15 protein-coding genes are annotated in these 15,955 nt (G+C 70.4%); 9 read left to right on the top strand and 6 right to left on the bottom strand.

The window, feature by feature from the left end:
• The first annotated feature begins 94 nt into the window (after window positions 1–94).
• The 5 genes from ABLE68_RS00325 to ABLE68_RS00305 are packed head-to-tail and all read left to right on the top strand — an operon-like array spanning window position 95 to window position 4,751.
• Window positions 95–1,366, top strand: coding sequence for an FAD-binding oxidoreductase (locus ABLE68_RS00325; protein ID WP_348869068.1), 1,272 nt, complete (start codon window positions 95–97; stop codon window positions 1,364–1,366).
• Entirely contained in the window at window positions 1,363–2,646 is a 1,284-nt protein-coding gene (locus tag ABLE68_RS00320) for a class I SAM-dependent methyltransferase (protein WP_348869067.1), read from the top strand. The genes ABLE68_RS00325 and ABLE68_RS00320 overlap by 4 nt, the downstream gene beginning before the upstream one ends.
• 16 nt (window positions 2,647–2,662) lie before the next feature.
• Window positions 2,663–3,433 (top strand): siderophore-interacting protein, encoded by a 771-nt coding sequence (locus ABLE68_RS00315; RefSeq protein WP_348869066.1) that lies wholly within the window; start codon window positions 2,663–2,665, stop codon window positions 3,431–3,433.
• The gene (gene era / locus ABLE68_RS00310) at window positions 3,433–4,368 is read left to right on the top strand and encodes a GTPase Era (protein ID WP_348869065.1); all 936 of its coding nucleotides are present in this window, start codon (window positions 3,433–3,435) and stop codon (window positions 4,366–4,368) included. The genes ABLE68_RS00315 and era overlap by 1 nt, the downstream gene beginning before the upstream one ends.
• Window positions 4,368–4,751 (top strand): nuclear transport factor 2 family protein, encoded by a 384-nt coding sequence (locus ABLE68_RS00305; RefSeq protein WP_348869064.1) that lies wholly within the window; start codon window positions 4,368–4,370, stop codon window positions 4,749–4,751. Before era ends, ABLE68_RS00305 begins: the two co-directional genes overlap by 1 nt.
• On the opposite strand, the gene ABLE68_RS00300 is transcribed toward ABLE68_RS00305, so the two are convergent.
• Genes ABLE68_RS00300 through ABLE68_RS00285 form a run of 4 tightly spaced genes read right to left on the bottom strand, consistent with a single transcriptional unit; the run spans window position 4,741 to window position 7,107 of the window.
• The gene (locus ABLE68_RS00300; RefSeq protein WP_348869063.1) at window positions 4,741–4,911 is read right to left on the bottom strand and encodes a hypothetical protein; all 171 of its coding nucleotides are present in this window, start codon (window positions 4,909–4,911) and stop codon (window positions 4,741–4,743) included. The two genes, ABLE68_RS00305 and ABLE68_RS00300, sit on opposite strands and share 11 nt — an antisense overlap.
• A gap of 39 nt (window positions 4,912–4,950) precedes the next feature.
• Window positions 4,951–5,775, bottom strand: a complete 825-nt coding sequence (locus tag ABLE68_RS00295; RefSeq protein ID WP_348869062.1) for a septum formation family protein — start codon at window positions 5,773–5,775, stop codon at window positions 4,951–4,953.
• Entirely contained in the window at window positions 5,772–6,575 is an 804-nt protein-coding gene (locus ABLE68_RS00290; protein ID WP_348869061.1) for a septum formation family protein, read from the bottom strand. Before ABLE68_RS00290 ends, ABLE68_RS00295 begins: the two co-directional genes overlap by 4 nt.
• A 49-nt stretch (window positions 6,576–6,624) precedes the next feature.
• Window positions 6,625–7,107, bottom strand: a complete 483-nt coding sequence (locus ABLE68_RS00285; RefSeq protein WP_348869060.1) for a flavodoxin family protein — start codon at window positions 7,105–7,107, stop codon at window positions 6,625–6,627.
• Window positions 7,108–7,274: 167 nt separating this feature from the next.
• Between ABLE68_RS00285 and leuA the strand changes: the two genes are divergently transcribed.
• Window positions 7,275–8,990 carry a 2-isopropylmalate synthase gene (leuA, locus tag ABLE68_RS00280; RefSeq protein ID WP_348869059.1) on the top strand — a complete coding sequence of 572 codons (1,716 nt, stop codon included), beginning with the start codon at window positions 7,275–7,277 and terminating at the stop codon, window positions 8,988–8,990.
• Here leuA and ABLE68_RS00275 read toward each other — a convergent pair.
• Window positions 8,965–11,715 (bottom strand): ATP-binding protein, encoded by a 2,751-nt coding sequence (locus ABLE68_RS00275; protein WP_348869058.1) that lies wholly within the window; start codon window positions 11,713–11,715, stop codon window positions 8,965–8,967. The genes leuA and ABLE68_RS00275 overlap by 26 nt on opposite strands.
• Before the next feature lie 23 nt (window positions 11,716–11,738).
• Here ABLE68_RS00275 and ABLE68_RS00270 point away from each other — a divergent pair, with 23 nt between their 5' ends.
• The 3 genes from ABLE68_RS00270 to ABLE68_RS00260 are packed head-to-tail and all read left to right on the top strand — an operon-like array spanning window position 11,739 to window position 14,159.
• Window positions 11,739–12,593, top strand: coding sequence for an alpha/beta fold hydrolase (locus ABLE68_RS00270; RefSeq protein WP_348869057.1), 855 nt, complete (start codon window positions 11,739–11,741; stop codon window positions 12,591–12,593).
• A gap of 23 nt (window positions 12,594–12,616) precedes the next feature.
• On the top strand, window positions 12,617–13,339 hold the full coding sequence (gene recO / locus ABLE68_RS00265) for a DNA repair protein RecO (RefSeq protein ID WP_348869056.1): 723 nt from the start codon (window positions 12,617–12,619) through the stop codon (window positions 13,337–13,339).
• Window positions 13,340–13,373: 34 nt separating this feature from the next.
• A complete protein-coding gene (locus ABLE68_RS00260; RefSeq protein WP_348869055.1) occupies window positions 13,374–14,159 on the top strand; it encodes an isoprenyl transferase in 786 nt (261 codons plus the stop codon).
• An 87-nt stretch (window positions 14,160–14,246) separates the two neighbouring features.
• Here the strand turns inward: ABLE68_RS00260 and ABLE68_RS00255 are convergent, their stop codons facing one another.
• Window positions 14,247–15,425, bottom strand: coding sequence for an HNH endonuclease signature motif containing protein (locus ABLE68_RS00255; RefSeq protein WP_348869054.1), 1,179 nt, complete (start codon window positions 15,423–15,425; stop codon window positions 14,247–14,249).
• Between the last annotated feature and the right edge of the window lie 530 nt (window positions 15,426–15,955).

Raw genomic sequence — 15,955 nt, 5'->3', positions numbered from 1 at the left:
TTTCCTTGTCGTGAGTTTGCGTGGGTGGCCTGCACACGAAGCGGCCGTCGAGCGATTGCGGTCGTCGTACGCCGCGATTCCGACGGGTTCCCCGGTGCGTCTGGCGAAGAAGACCTCCAACCTCTTCCGACCCCGAGCCGCGACCACGGCGCCCGGACTGGACGTCGCGGGGCTGAACGGCGTGATCGCGATCGACGCCGACGCGCGCACCGCCGACGTGCAGGGCATGTGCACCTACGAGGACCTCGTCGACGCGACCCTCCCGCACGGGCTGATCCCGCTGGTGGTGCCGCAGCTGCGCACGATCACCCTCGGCGGCGCGGTCACCGGCCTCGGCATCGAGTCGACCAGCTTCCGCAGCGGTCTGCCGCACGAGTCGGTCCTCGAGATGGACGTGTTCACCGGCGCCGGCGAGGTCGTGACCTGCAAGCCCGGCGACGACCTGTTCGACACGTTCCCCAACTCCTACGGCTCGCTCGGCTACGCCACCCGGCTGAAGATCGACCTCGAGGCGGTCCCGGCGTACGTCGCCCTCCGCCACGTCCGCTTCGACGACGCCGAGCTGCTGGCGAAGACGATCGCCGAGATCACCGAGACCGGCACGTACGACGGAGCGAAGGTCGACGGGCTCGACGGCGTCGCGTTCGAGCCGGGGGAGTACTACCTGACCCTCGCGTCCTGGACCGAGAAGAGTGGCCCGACGAGCGACTACGTCGGCCAGCAGGTCTTCTACAAGTCCATCCAGGAGCGCGAGACCGACCTCCTGACGATGCACGACTACCTGTGGCGCTGGGACACCGACTGGTTCTGGTGCTCGGGGGCGTTCGGCGCGCAGAACCCGACGCTGCGCCGGATCTGGCCGCGGCGCTGGCGGCGCTCCGACGTCTACATGAAGCTGCTCGGCCTCGACCGCCGCTTCTCCATCGCGGACCGCCTCGACAAGCGCGCCGGCCGGCCGCTGCGCGAGCGGGTCATCCAGGACGTCGAGGTCCCGGTCGACAGGCTGCCCGACTTCCTCGAGTGGTTCGACGACGCCGTCGGCATGCGTCCGGTGTGGCTCTGCCCGCTGGCCGCGAAGCGGAGCTGGCCGTCCTACCCCCTCGAGCCCGGCGAGACCTACGTCAACGTCGGTTTCTGGGGCACGGTCCACGTCGGACCGGACGCCCCGAACGGACCGCGCAACCGCGCGATCGAGGAGAAGGTGCACGAGCTCGGAGGCCACAAGTCGCTCTACAGCGAGGCCTTCTACGACCGCGAGACCTTCGATGAGCTGTACGACGGCGCCAATCTCGCCGCCGTGAAGGGTCGCTACGACCCACAGGACCGGCTGACAAGCCTTTACGACAAGGCGGTGAAGAGACGATGAGCAAGCACTACACCATCGGGGCGGCGATTGACGCGCTGCTGCAGGGCGGACTTCCGATGCGCTTCACGGCGTACGACGGGAGCAGTGCCGGTCCGCCGGACTCGGACTACCACCTCGAGCTGCTCAACGAGCGCGGTCTCTCCTACATCATGACGGCGCCCGGTGACCTCGGGCTGGCTCGCGCGTACGTCGCGGGCGACCTGGTCCTCCACGGCGAGGGCGCCCACCCGGGCAACCCGTACGAGGCCTTCGCGCTGATGATGAAGCACACGCACTTCCGCCGGCCGTCTCCGGCCGAGCTCGTCGCGATCGTGCGCAGCCTCGGGCTCTCGCACCTCAAGACCCCGCCCGTCCCGCCGCAGGAGCACCTGCCGCGCTGGCGCCGCGTGGTCGAGGGTCTGCGCCACTCGGAGACCCGCGACGCCGAGGCGATCCACCACCACTACGACGTCTCGAACGAGTTCTACGAGATGGTCCTCGGCCCGTCGATGACCTACACCTGCGCGGTGTTCCCCAGCGAGGACGCCACCCTCGAGGAGGCGCAGGCCAACAAGTACGACCTGATCGCCCGCAAGCTCGACCTCCAGCCCGGCCAGCGGCTGCTCGACCTCGGCTGCGGCTGGGGCGGCATGGTCCGCCACGCGGCCCGGGAGTACGGCGTCAAGGCGCTGGGCGTCACGCTCTCGCGTGAGCAGGCGGCGTGGGCGCAGCAGGCGATCAAGGAGGAGGGGCTCGACCACCTGGCCGAGGTCCGGTTCATGGACTACCGCCACGTCGAGGAGACCGGCTTCGACGCCATCTCGTCGATCGGGCTCACCGAGCACATCGGGGTCAAGAACTACCCGGCGTACTTCGGCTGGATCAAGGACCACCTCAAGCCGCAGGGCCGCCTCCTCAACCACTGCATCACCCGCCACGACAACAAGCCGCGCAACACCGGTGCGTTCATCGACCGCTACGTCTTCCCCGACGGCGAGCTGATCGGCTCGGGCAAGATCATCACCGAGGTCCAGAACGCCGGGCTCGAGGTGCAGCACGAGGAGAACATCCGCGTCCACTACGCCAAGACGCTCGAGGGCTGGGGCAAGAACCTCGAGGCCAACTGGGACGCCTGCGTCGCCGAGGTCGGCGAGGGCACCGCTCGCGTGTGGGGTCTCTACATGGTCGGCTCCCGGATCGCCTTCGAGCGCAACGAGATCCAGCTCCACCACGTGCTCGCCACGAAGACGGACGAGACCGGGGCGAGCGGCTACCCGCTGCGTCACGCCTTCGGAGTGTGACCGATACCGTGGCCCGGTGAGCACGAGGGCCAACCAGTACGACGCGACGGTGCTGCGCCGTGAGCAGCTCGCCGACCACCTGGTCCGGCTCACCCTCGGTGGGCCGGACCTCGCGGCGTTCGAGAGCACCGGCATCCCCGACGAGTGGGTCGGTCTCGTGGTGCCCGGCCAGTTCCAGAGCCGCTACTACACGGTGCGGTCCTGGTCCGGCGGCGAGCTGATGCTCGACATCGTGGTCCACGACGTCGGCCTGGTCACCGAGTGGGCGGCCCGCGACGTGGCGGGCGAGACCGTCACCGTCACCGAGGCGAAGGGCTCCTTCGCGATGCCCGCCGACGCGGCGTGGTTGATCCTGGTGGGCGACCTGACCGCGATGCCCGCGATGGCCCGGATCTCGGAGTCGACCGACGTCCCCACCCGGATCTGGGCCGAGGTGCCCGACGACATGACCGGCTACCTGCCGGCCGGTGCCGACGTCTCCTGGCTGACCCCGCCCGGCGACGGCGAGAGCCGTCTGGCCGAGGCCGTGGAGACGATCGACTGGCCCGCCGGCGACGGCTACTTCTGGATGGCCGGCGAGTCGGCGCAGATGCGCGCGATCCGCAAGCACCTGATGCGCGAGCGCAAGCTGCCGAGCACGGCGTACGACGTGATGGGCTACTGGCGCGGGGTGGCCAAGCGCCAGCCGCGTTCCGTCGACCCCGGCCCGATGTACCGGGCCGGCAAGGCGGCAGGCAAGAGTGACGAACAGATCTGGGCCGAGTACGACGACGCAAGGGAATCCTGATGACCGCCACGGACGAGCAGAGCGAGCACAAGAGCGGGTTCGTGTCGTTCGTCGGCCGGCCCAACGCAGGCAAGTCGACCCTGACCAACGCGCTGGTCGGGCAGAAGGTGGTGATCACCTCCGACAAGCCGCAGACGACGCGCACCGTCGTGCGCGGCATCGTGCACCGTGACGACGCGCAGCTGATCCTGGTCGACACCCCCGGACTCCACCGCCCGCGGACCCTGCTCGGCGAGCGCCTCAACGACCTGGTGAAGACCACGCTCGCGGAGGTCGACGTGGTCGCGGTCTGCCTGCCGGCCAACGAGAAGCCGGGACCCGGCGACCGCTTCATCGTCAACGAGATGGGCAAGGTCAAGCGCACGACGAAGGTCGCGATCGCCACCAAGACCGACCTCGTGACCTCCGAGCAGCTCGGCGAGCACCTGCTCGCCATCCAGCGTCTCGGCGAGGAGACCGGCACCGACTGGGCCGAGATCGTCCCTGTCTCCGCGAAGTCCGGCGACCAGGTCAAGCTGCTCGAGGACCTGCTAGTCGGGCTGCTGCCCGCGGGCCCCCAGCTCTACCCGGACGGCGACCTCAGCGACGCCCCCGAGGAGATCCTCGCCGCCGAGCTGATCCGCGAGGCCGCGCTCGACGGGCTGCGCGACGAGCTGCCCCACTCGGTCGCGGTCGTGGTCGAGGAGATGCGGCTGCGCGAGGACCGGCCCGAGGACAAGCCCCTGCTCGACATCCACGCCAACCTCTACGTCGAGCGCGACTCCCAGAAGGGCATCATCATCGGCCCGAAGGGCGCGCGTCTGAAGGCGATCGGCACCACGTCGCGCAAGCAGATCGAGGCGCTGCTCGGCACGCCCGTCTACCTCGACCTGCACGTCAAGATCGCCAAGGACTGGCAGCGCGACCCGCGCCAGCTCCGGAAGCTGGGGTTCTGATGACCGTCCCCGCACCGGTCGCGGCCTGGCACCGGATCGCCGAGTCGCGCGACCCGGCCGGGCTCGACGCCCTGCTCGCCGACGACGTCGTCTTCCGGTCGCCCGCGGTCCACACGCCGCAGGAGGGCAAGGCGCTCACCACGGCGTACCTCTCCGCCGCGGTGGTCGTGCTCGGCCCGACGCTGCGCTACGTGCGGCAGTGGTACGCCGAGGACTCCGCGGTCCTCGAGTTCGAGGCAGACCTCGACGGGCTCACCGTCCACGGCATCGACATGATGTCGTGGAACGAGGAGGGGCGGCTGGTCGAGTTCACCGTGATGGTGCGGCCGTTCAAGGGACTGCAGAAGCTGATCGAGCGGATGGCGGCCGAGCTCACGGCCTAGGCGCGTCGCTGCCTCGGTCGTCCGTGTTGGTCGGACAGCTGGCGTTGGTGCACACGCGCTCGTCGATGGTGTCGTCGGCCTCGTGCACGGTGAGCGTCTGGTGGCTGCGGAGCTGGACCTCGGCGCCACAGACGGTGCACGGCTTGCTGTCCTGGTACATGCGCAGGGGGTGCCCAGCCGCGGCGCCGGGCATGCCGCGTCAGTCCGGAGCCCAGCAGAGCCCGTAGTGCTGGCCGGCCGCCCACTGGCTGGCCGAGGGCCACTCGTAGCCCCACTGGTAGTCGAGCGAGCTGTCGGCGACCGCGGCCCCGGCGTCCTGGCAGGGCGTCTGCCCGGCGGCGCGGACCTTCGCCTCACCCGGGTAGCGGCCCGGCTTCAGCGGGACGGTCGAGATCGCGCGCCACGAGTGGTTGCTCGAGCAGATCACCCGCTGGAACTTCGGGGTGCCCGGCTCGGCGGTGCCGCACATCGCGTAGCGGTCACGACCCTCGGGCTTCGCGAGCACGCCGGCCAACCGGCCGGTCAGCGGTGCGAGCTCGCCGTCGCGGGCGAGCGCGACGACGTCGCAGCGGAACCACGAGGCGCCGGCGTCCGACTCCTCGACGGTCGGCGTGAACCAGACGGCACGGAGCATGCTCAGGTGGCGCTCCTCGAGGGTGCCGCCGACGAACGTCGCGAACCGCGCCGGGCACGTCGTGGCGACCTGCGACTGCACCCGCTCGGAGTCGACCGCGAGCAGGTGCCCGTCGAGCAGCGTGTCGAGGTCGCCGACCGAGAACGTCATCGCGGTGTGCTGGCTCGTGCAGGGGACCGGGTCGGACTCGTCGGTCGGGGCCACCGCCGCGTCGTACGCGAGGTCGTGGCAGGACCTGTTGGCCGGCGCCGGGGGCGGCGGGGCCGCGCTTGGGGCCGCGCTCGACGCGCTGGTCGACGCCGGGCTCGTGGGCTCGCCGGAGCTCGCGTCGTCGCTCGTGCAGGCGGTCAGCGCGAGGAGCAGGGGGAGGGCGGCGAGCAGGCGGATCATTGCTCTGTCTTAGCCCAGCAGACCGAACGACGGTTGCCCGCCTCCCACTCGGCCTCGTGGAACCACGTGTAGCCGTAGTCGAAGTCGACCGGGTAGTTCAGCCAGGCGCCGACCGACTTCGAGCAGTAGTCGCGGGTGGTGACCTCGGAGAGGCGGTCGCCGGGGTAGTCGTCGTCGGCCCCGCCGAGGGTGATCGTGGTGACCGCCCGCCAGCTGTGCGGCTCGGTGCAGGGCACCTTGACCGCACCGGACACCGTGGCGCCGTCGGCGCAGACCATCCAACGGTCCTGGGGCCGGCCGAGCAGCAGGCCCTTCGCGGTCGTGGGGAGGTCGACGTACTCCCTGCTCTGCTCGCCGCCACCGACCACGTCGCAGCGGTACCACCGCGCGCCGTCGTCCCACGCCTTCGTCGAGGGCCGGAACCACGCCCAGCTGACGACCGTGCGCATCACCAGGCTCTCGTCGGCGCCGAGGAACGCCATGAACTTGTCGGAGCAGGTCTGGTAGGCCCAGGCGCCCAGGTCGGAGTCGTCGTAGTCGACGTCGTCGAGGGAGTCGGGCAGCTCGCCCACCGCGTACGTCTCGGCCGTGTGCGCCTCGGTGCAGTCGACCGCCGGGCTCGTGTTGCTCGGCTCGGCCACGTCGTCCGGCGTCAGCGCCCGGCAGGCGCCGAGCACGGGCGCAGCCTCGGCCTTCGGCGACGAGGCGTCCGACCCGCAGCTCGCGAGCGCACCCGAGAGTGCCGTCGTCGCAGCCAGCGCGAGCACGGCGACGCGGATGCGGCGCGGGACGAGCGGCACGGGATCTCCTCGGGCTGGACCTGCCGGATCGTACCTGTGTCGGTCGGGCTCAGCTCAGCAATGCGGCGAGCGTGCCGCCGAGCTCGTACGCCGCCGCGCGCTCGTCGTCGTCGACGTCGCCCATCACCTCGAGGACGTCGGCCGCCTGCGACCACGGCAGCGCCCCCACGATCGACAGCACCGACCGCACCGCGCCGGTCGTGTCGTAGCGCCCGTGCACCCAGAGCCCGAAGGGCTTCTTCCCACTGCCCGTCGCCCCGGCCGATCCGTCGTCGCTGAGCGCGCCGCCCGCCTCGAGGAAGATCGTGTCGAAGAAGTGCTTGAGCGCTCCCGACATGTAGCCGAAGTTCGCGGTCGTCCCGAGCAGGTAGCCGTCGGCGGCGAGTACGTCGTCGGCCGTGGCCTCCAACGCCTCGCGGACCACGACCTCCACGCCCTTGATCGCGTCGTCGTGCGCGCCGGCCACCACCGCGTCCGTCAGGGACCGCACCGTCGGCGTCGGGGAGTGGTGGACGATCAGCAGCCGGGACATGGCTCCCGACCGTAACGGCAGTCCGCTATGGTGGCGACATCATGATGCGCAGCCTCCTCCTTCGCTGCCGCAGCGAGGTCTGAGCCAGAGCCGGACCCCCTCGCTGCGGAGTGAGTGCGTGCGCCGGCCCCGCCCACTGCTAGCAAGCACTGCGAAGCGAGGACCCCATGATTCCCCAGCAGAAGTCCAGCGGCATGCCGTTCCAGCGCTACCGCCCCTTCCCGCCGATCGATCTGCCCGACCGCACGTGGCCGTCGAAGGTGATCACCGAGGCGCCGCGGTGGCTCTCGACCGATCTCCGCGACGGCAACCAGGCGCTCATCGACCCGATGAGCCCGGCGCGCAAGATGAAGATGTTCGAGCTCCTCGTGAAGATGGGCTACAAGGAGATCGAGGTCGGCTTCCCGTCGGCCAGCGAGACCGACTTCTCGTTCGTGCGTCAGCTCATCGAGGGCGACCACATCCCCGACGACGTCACGATCTCGGTCCTGACCCAGGCCCGCGAGGACCTGATCGAGCGCAGCGTGCAGTCGCTGGTCGGCGTACCCCGGGCCAACATCCACCTCTACAACGCGCTCGCCCCGCTCTTCCGCCGCGTCGTCTTCCACGCCGGCAAGGACGAGATCAAGGACATCGCGACCCGCGGCACCGAGCTCGTCATGAAGCACGGCGAGGCCCACCTCGACATGACGGTGATCGGCTACGAGTACAGCCCGGAGATCTTCACCAGCACCGAGCTGCCGTTCTCGCTCGAGGTCTGCGAGGCGGTCTCCGACGTGTGGCAGCCCGAGGACGGCCGCGAGATCATCCTCAACCTGCCCGCGACCGTCGAGTCCGCGACGCCCAACGTGTACGCCGACCAGATCGAGTGGTTCGGCCGCCAGCTCACCCGGCGCGCGAACACCGTGATCAGCCTCCACCCCCACAACGACCGGGGCACGGCGGTCGCCGCGACCGAGCTCGCGATGATGGCCGGCGCCGACCGGGTCGAGGGCTGTCTCTTCGGCCACGGCGAGCGCACCGGCAACGTCGACCTGGTGACCCTCGCGATGAACCTCTTCAGCCAGGGCATCGACCCGATGGTCGACGTCTCGGACATCGACGAGGTCCGTCGCACGGTCGAGTACTGCACCCAGCTGCCCGTCCACCCGCGGCACCCCTACGCCGGCGACCTCGTCTACACGGCGTTCTCCGGCTCCCACCAGGACGCCATCAAGAAGGGCCTCGAGGACCTGGACCGCCAGGCCGCCGAGCAGGGCGTCCCGGTCGGCGAGCTGCCGTGGGAGGCGCCGTACCTCCCGATCGACCCGAAGGACGTCGGCCGCACCTACGAGGCCGTGATCCGCGTCAACAGCCAGTCCGGCAAGGGTGGAGTCGCCTACATCCTCAAGGCCGAGCACAAGCTCGACCTGCCGCGCCGTGCGCAGATCGAGTTCAGCCGGGTCATCCAGGAGCACACCGACGCCGAGGGCGGCGAGATGACGCCCGAGGCGATCTGGACCGTCTTCCGCGACGAGTACCTCGACCGCGAGACCCCGCTCAAGCTCAACTCCGTGCACACGTCCTCGGCCGCGGGGGAGAAGGACGCGCTCGACGTCAACGTCTACGTCGACGGCGAGATCACGTCCCTCCACGGTGAGGGCAACGGACCGCTCTCGGCGTTCTGCGAGGCGATCAACGGGCTCCCGCACGACTTCGACGTCCGGATCCTCGACTACGCCGAGCACGCCCTCACCGCCGGTGGTGACGCGCTCGCGGCGGCGTACGTCGAGTGCTCGGTGCGCGACCGGATCTACTGGGGTGTCGGCGTCGACGCCAACATCGTGACGGCCTCGCTCAAGGCCGTGATCAGCGCGGTCAACCGCGCGCCAGCGGCAACCTGACGGTGATCGTGGTGCCCTCGAGGTGGGCGGACTCGACGTCGATCCGCCCACCGTGGGCCGCCACGACCGCAGCCACGATCGACAGGCCGAGCCCGGTGCCCTGGATCGCCCGCTCCTGAGCGGACGACGAGCGGAAGAACCGCTGGAACAGGTTGGCCTGCTCGTCCTCGGGGATGCCGATCCCCGAGTCGCTGACGCTGAGCGACGCCTCGCCGTCGACGACCAGCACGCTGACCTCGATCCGGCCACCGTCCGGGGTGAACTTGATCGCGTTGCTCAGCAGGTTGGTCACCACCCGCTCGAGCTGCACGCGGTCACCGACGACCAGCACCGGGTCGTCGGTCGCGGAGTAGACGACCTGGAGGTCGCGGCCGACCACGTGGGCACGGACCGAGTCCTCCGCGCCGGCCAGGATCTGGGTGAGGTCGATGATGTCGCGCTCCCAGCGGGTCGCGCCGGAGTCGATCCCGCTCAGCGTGAGGAGGTCGTCGCAGATCATGATCAGCCGCTGCCCGTTGCGAGCGATGCTCGCCAGCAGCGGCAGCTGCTCGGGCGCCGGGGCCACGACGGACCCGTCCTCGAGGATCTCCGTGTAGCCGACGATGCTGCTGACCGGCGTACGCAGCTCGTGGCTGACCGTCGAGACGAACTCGTCCTTCGCGGCGTCCAGCTCGCGCATTCGCTGGACGGCGAGCCGCTCCTTCTCGAGGGCTGCGATCAGCATCTCCTGGCTCACGCGGGACTCCGTGACGTCCCGGCCGACGCAGAGGTAGCCCGAGCGGGCGGCGAACGTGTCGGAGGCGATGCTCAGCGTCATCGACACCGTGTGGCGGCGCCCGTCCGCACCGATCCAGGTCCAGTCGCGCGGGGCGGTCTCGCCACCGCCCTTGATCCCGCCGACGAGCTGCATGAAGGCGTCCTCGCCGCTGAAGCCGAGGGAGCGCTGGCTCAGCTGCTCGGGGTCGATCAGGTCCACGAACGGCGTCCCGACGGTGTCCTGGGCGTCGAAGCCGAGCAGGTTGACCGCACCCGCGTTGAAGACGGTGATCAGGCCGTGCGGGTCGATGCCGATCAGCGCAGTCGTGATCGCCGCCTCGAGCAGGTGCCGGTTGACGCCCGCGGCGGTCCGCTCGGCGGTCAGGTCGATGCCGGTGAGGACGGTGTACGTCGGGCGGTGCCGGTCGTCGAGGACGTAGCCCGTGTTCCAGCGGATCCGGCGGCGCTCGCCGGCCTTGGTCACCAGGTCGGTCTCGCGGCTGACCTGCTCGGTGGCGGTCGCGGGCAGGCCGGCGGGATAGCCGATCGCACCCGGTGGCGCGAACGGGACGTCCCAGATCTCGGTGCCGACCAGCTCCTGCTCGCTGAAGCCGGTGAGCAGCGTCACCGCTCCGTTGATGCGCGCGACCACCCCTGCCAGGTCGGTGACGATGATCATCGCGGCGGTCGTGTCGAGCGTCGCGCTGGTGAGCTTCTCGGCCGCCTCGAGCTGCCGCTGGGCGTCGTACGCGGCGGACACGTCGAGGAGCTGCGCGGCGAACATGGGCTCCGGCTCGGTGTTGAGCAGCGAGACCGCCAGGTCGACGCGCGATCCCGGGCGCCCCCGCACGCCGCACTGGGACTTCCATCCCTCGAGGTTCCCCGCCACCATCCGGTGGGCGATGAGCTCCAGGGGCTCGGCGGTGTCGAGCACGTCGCCCAGGCCCCGCCCCACGGTGGTGGTGGCATCGCCCAGGAGGGCGGCCGCAGCGTCGTTGATGTCGGTGATCTCGAAGGCCAGCTCGGGGCCGCTGCGCATCAGGAGCATGCCGGCGACGGACTCCGTGAAGTTGCGGCGGAAGAGCCGCTCGCTGCTGCGGCTCTGCTCGAAGCCGATCGCCAGCGGCAGCGTCATCACCGCCGCGACCAGGACGTAGGCCTGGACGACAGCGCCCACCGCGATCGACGACAGGTCGCCCCGGGCGACGTCGAACCCGAACGGCCCGTGCTTCAGCGTGCTCATGGTCGTGACGACGGCGGCGAAGCAGAGCATCTCCCAGGCGACGACCCGCACCCCGAAGCGGAGCGCCGCCCAGAGGAGCAGCGCGAGCGGCAGGAACTCGAGCGAGAGCGTCTGTCCCGGCCAGAAGACGGCCAGCGTCGCGACGCCGAGCGCCACGACCTGCAGCGGGAACTCCCAGGCCGCCCTCCGGACGAGGTGGCTGGGTGGCGCCATCGCGAGCGGCAGGATGACGATCGTGGAGGCGGCGTGCGAGATCGACAGCAGCCGCCAGGTCGTCAGGTAGGACGCGTCGGCGAGCGTCGCGACCCCGGCCGCGGCCAGGGTCGCGAAGGTGATGCCGCCCAGCACCGCGCCGGCCGCCAGCCGGGGGAGCACGTCGAGCGTGCTGAGCTCGGCCAGTCGCGACCGGCCTCGCAGCAGGAAGGCCGCGACCACCACGGCCTCGGTCGCGTTGGCGACGCCGAACCAGAGCGACAGGTCGAGCGGGCGTCCGCCCAGGTAGTTCGCCGCTCCCGTGACGGCGACCAGAGCCGGCACCTGCCACCACCACCAGCGGCGCTGGCTCATCCCGAGGAGCGCGACCGCGATCCCTGCAGCGGGCCACCACGTCGCGGCCGGCGCATCAGAGGGTTTCGTGAAGACCGCCAGGAGCCCCGCTGCGAACACCGCGACCAGCAGCAGGAGCGCCCCGAGGCGACTCACGGGCCGGCGACCGGAGTTCGACATGTGAGCACCCTAGGCTTGACCGCATGTTGGTGTCGGAACGGATCGGGCAGTTCTTCGTCGAGACCACCGCTGGACGGGACCGGCTCGAGTACACCGAGTACGGCGCAGGCGACGCCTGGGTGGTGCTCGTGCCCGGCGAGTTCCTGCCCCGTCGGATGCAGCAGCCGTTGGCGCGCACCCTCGCTGCGGCGGGCATGCACGTCCTCACGCTCGATCCGCTGGGTCACGGTAGGTCTGATCGGCCGGCCGACCCCCAGGCTTACTCCGTCACCGCATTCGCCGAGCAGGTCGTCGCCCTGCTCGACCACGTGGGCAGCCCGCAGGCCGTGGTCGGCGGCTCCTCGCTCGGTGCCAACGTGGCGCTCGAGACAGCGGCGATCGCCCCGAGCCGGGTGCGCGGCCTGATCCTCGAGGCGCCGATCCTCGACAACGGCGTCGAGGCAGGGATCCTGTCGTTCGGCCCGCTGCTGCTGGCTGCCCGGTTCCTCCCGCTCACGGTGACCGCGCTCCGGCGCCTGACCCGGCCCGTGCCGCGAGGCATCGTGCCCTTCTGGGCCGGCGTCGCTCTCGACGCGTGCGACCAGCGCGCCGACTCCATGGCCGCGCTCGTGCACGGACTCTTCTTCGGCCGGGCCGCGCCGTCGTCCCTCGAGCGCCGGCGGATCTCCGTCCCGGCGCTGGTGGTCGGCCACCCGATGGACCCGCTGCACTCCCTCGCCGACGCCGAGATGCTCGCGGGCGAGCTGCCGCAGGCGACGCTGGTCCGCGCCGGGTCGGTGCTCGAGTGGCGCTTCCGCCCGGAGCGACTCGACCACGCAGCCGTCGAGCTGGCGACGAAGGCCTGGAAGACACCCCGCCGCGGGCGCCGTACTTCTTGACCCTGACCCGGCAGAATGGCCGGGTGCCTCTCTATCGCGACGAGGCGATCGTGCTGCGCACCCACAAGCTGGGGGAGGCCGACCGCATCATCACCCTGCTGACCCGCCACCACGGGCGGGTCCGCGCGGTCGCGAAGGGCGTACGCCGGACGTCGTCGAAGTTCGGCTCGCGGCTCGAGCCGTTCACGCACGTCGACCTCCAGCTCGCCGAGGGTCGCAGCCTCGACACGATCACCCAGGCCGAGACGCTGACCGCGAACCCGCTCGGGCTCGACTACGACCGCTACACCGCCGGCACGGTGATGCTCGAGACGGCCGACCGGCTGGTCGCCGAGGAGAAGCAGCCCTCGCTGCAGCAGTTCCTGCTGCTGGTCGGCGGACTGCGCGCGATGGCGGCCGGTGAGCACGCACCCGGCCAGGTGCTCGACTCCTACCTGCTCCGCTCGCTGTCCGTCGCCGGCTACGCCCCGTCGTTCGAGCACTGCGCCCGCTGCGGCGAGGAGGGCCCGCACCGCTGGTTCAACCCGTCGATGGGCGGCGTCCTCTGCGTGACCTGCCGGGTCCCCGGCTCGGCGAGCCCGGCGCCCGAGACCGTCGCCCTGCTCGCCGCCCTCCTCACCGGCGACTGGCCGATCGTCGACGCGGCGCACCCGCGCCACCTCAAGGAGGCCAGCACCCTGGTCGCGGCCTACCTCGCGTGGCACCTCGAGCGCGGCCTCAAGTCGATGGCGTACGTCGAGCGCTGACTCCCCGGCCGGGCGGCGACACTAGGCTGCAGCCGTGAAGCGCAGCGTCCGCCCGCCGACCCCGCACCCGTCCGGCGCCCGTCCACCGGCGATCCCGAAGGACCTGGTCCCGAAGCACGTCGCCATCGTCATGGACGGCAACGGCCGCTGGGCCAAGCAGCGCGGGCTACCGCGGACCAAGGGTCACGAGCAGGGCGAGAGCTCCCTCTTCGACGTGGTCGAGGGTGCGATCGAGATCGGGGTCAAGGCGGTCTCGGCGTACGCCTTCTCGACCGAGAACTGGTCCCGCTCGCCCGACGAGGTGAAGTTCCTGATGGGCTTCAACCGCGACGTGATCCGCCGTCGCCGCGACGAGATGCACGAGCTCGGCGTACGCGTCCGCTGGGCCGGTCGCGCCCCGCGGTTGTGGAAGTCCGTGATCCGGGAGCTCCAGGTCGCCGAGGAGCTGACGAAGAAGAACGACGTGCTCACCCTGACGATGTGCGTCAACTACGGCGGTCGCGCCGAGCTCGCCGACACCGCTCGGAGCATCGCGCGCGAGGTCGCCGCGGGGCGGCTCGATCCCGAGAAGGTCGACGAGAAGACCTTCGCCAAGCACCTCTACGTGCCGCAGCAGTCCGACGCGGACCTGATCTGGCGCACGTCGGGGGAGCAGCGTCTCTCGAACTTCATGCTCTGGCAGGCGGCGTACTCCGAGCTGGTCTTCACGGACGTGCTGTGGCCCGACGTCGACCGACGCCACCTGTGGCACGCCATCGAGCTCTACGCGAGCCGGGACCGGCGCTACGGGGGAGCGGTCCCCAACCTCGACCTGGGCTGAACCCTCAGATCCTCGCGCCGTCACCGTGGTAGCACGATCGAGAGTCAGTGCATGCCAACGGCCCCGCCGGCGGCGGGGTGTGGGGCGTCAGGTTCTTCGGTAGGTGATGCCGTGAGGGCTGGTCCAGTCGAAGGTCCGGTGGCCGGTCCTGGTGTAGGTCCAGCCTCCGTGGGTCTTGAGGCGGTGGTGGCCTCGGCAGAGCGGGGCCAGGTTCAGGGAGTCGGTGGCGCCTTCGGGCCATTCGGTGATGTGGTCGAGGTCGCAGCGTCTGGATGGTCGTTCGCAGCGTGGGAAGACGCAGGTGGGGTGGGTCTGGATCACCTGCTCGCGCAGCCTGTCGGTGGGTTCGTACCTGTCGGTGTGCAGGTGCTCGTTGAGATCCAACACCGGGCGGATCGTGACGCGGGTGTGCTCCTGCTGGCACCACTCGCCGAGCTGTTCGACGGTGATCCAGGACTTCGTGTTGTCGACCCGGACGAGGCCGTCGGTGCTCGAGGTGTCGTGGTGGGTGTGGATCACCAGCTCACGTGAGCTCGCGTCCCCGAGGTGGCCCAGGGCCATGGAGCGGCGTACGTCGAGCGGCAGGTGCGGGTGGTGTTCGAGGAGGTCGTGGGCCTTCGTGGACAGCTGGGCCTCGAACGCGAGGGCGTCGGCGAGGTCGGTGGTGGCTTCGATGTAGACGAGCCCGTCGGTGGTGACGTCACCTAGCCGGACGGTGACGTTCCTGTGCTCTGTCTGTTCTGCCCTTCTGGCTTCGGCCTCGTCGGGGTCGTAGAGGTCGCGGGCGTGGTCGACTGCCCGGTCGATCTGGGCGTACGAGCACCGGTGCGCGACGGGTGCGACGTGGGTGTCGACGAACCCAGCCGCGTCCTCGGACAGCCCGATGGTCCTCGTGGCGACCTGGCGGGCCTTCCACACCGGCACCTCACCGCGCATGACCCGCGACCAGAGCTTCGGCAACCGGTAGCGGGTCTCCACGGCATCACCGAGGTACCGCTTCCCCGCGTCGGTCGACATCCCCAATGCCAGCGCGAGCTCGGCCACGCAGAACTCAGCGACCAGGGGTGCGCCGGGTCCGGCGATCGCGAGCTCGTCCTCGGTCCCGTCGACCATCGCCGCGTGCAGCACGGACTCGGCGGGGTGCATCACCGCCCACTCCACCGCGAGCCGGAAACGGTCAATCTCGACCTGAATCAGGTCGGCAGTCCGGTCGCGGACAGCGTCGAGCACCCCGGCCGGGGAGTCGAGGTCTGCTGTCGTGGTCATGGTTCAACCCAAGCACTGACCACCGACAGTCAGGTGCCCAGAACCCTGTGTTTGACCGGGATATGGACACTTTCCAGAAGTTCTTTTCGGTCGTCGTCACCTGTTGGCTGCGGGGGTTTCGAGACAGGCGCAGAGCGCCTTCCTCAACCACCGGACTCGTCCTTTACGACCGCAACCACGACGGTTGACCCGAGCGCACCCGCAGGCCGGCCAGCGACTGGAAGTCGCCACCGCAACCACCGCGAACGGTGACCACGTTCCTCGTCATCCGCGACCGCAACCACCGTGGACCTGAAGGCCGACGTCAGTCCTGCGGGGGTTTCGAGACAGGCGCAGAGCGACCTCCTCAACCACCGATCACGCGACCAGAAGGCCGGAAGGCGACGTGTACCCGAGCGCGCCGTACCCCGTAAATGCCATGTCGGTCTGCAACTACAGGCGGCCCGCAGGCTGCGGGGGTTTCGAGTGCGGTCGCAGAGCGCCTTCCTCAACCGCCGGACTCATCCTTTTCGACCGCAACCACGACGGTC

It is taken from the genome of Nocardioides pollutisoli (assembly GCF_040045055.1).
Taxonomy (GTDB): Bacteria; Actinomycetota; Actinomycetes; order Propionibacteriales; family Nocardioidaceae; genus Nocardioides; species Nocardioides tweenelious.
The sequence above is the reverse complement of the archived record's forward strand: the minus strand, read 5'-3'. Positions and strand labels throughout refer to the sequence as shown.

Coding starts and splice junctions, on each gene's coding strand:
- ABLE68_RS00300 (WP_348869063.1), bottom strand. CDS start 4,911: ATGTACCAGGACAGCAAGCCGTGCACCGTCTGTGGCGCCGAGGTCCAG.
- ABLE68_RS00285 (WP_348869060.1), bottom strand. CDS start 7,107: ATGTCCCGGCTGCTGATCGTCCACCACTCCCCGACGCCGACGGTGCGG.
- ABLE68_RS00270 (WP_348869057.1), top strand. CDS start 11,739: ATGTTGGTGTCGGAACGGATCGGGCAGTTCTTCGTCGAGACCACCGCT.
- leuA (WP_348869059.1), top strand. CDS start 7,275: ATGATTCCCCAGCAGAAGTCCAGCGGCATGCCGTTCCAGCGCTACCGC.
- ABLE68_RS00295 (WP_348869062.1), bottom strand. CDS start 5,775: ATGATCCGCCTGCTCGCCGCCCTCCCCCTGCTCCTCGCGCTGACCGCC.
- ABLE68_RS00255 (WP_348869054.1), bottom strand. CDS start 15,425: ATGACCACGACAGCAGACCTCGACTCCCCGGCCGGGGTGCTCGACGCT.
- era (WP_348869065.1), top strand. CDS start 3,433: ATGACCGCCACGGACGAGCAGAGCGAGCACAAGAGCGGGTTCGTGTCG.
- ABLE68_RS00275 (WP_348869058.1), bottom strand. CDS start 11,715: ATGTCGAACTCCGGTCGCCGGCCCGTGAGTCGCCTCGGGGCGCTCCTG.
- ABLE68_RS00305 (WP_348869064.1), top strand. CDS start 4,368: ATGACCGTCCCCGCACCGGTCGCGGCCTGGCACCGGATCGCCGAGTCG.
- ABLE68_RS00320 (WP_348869067.1), top strand. CDS start 1,363: ATGAGCAAGCACTACACCATCGGGGCGGCGATTGACGCGCTGCTGCAG.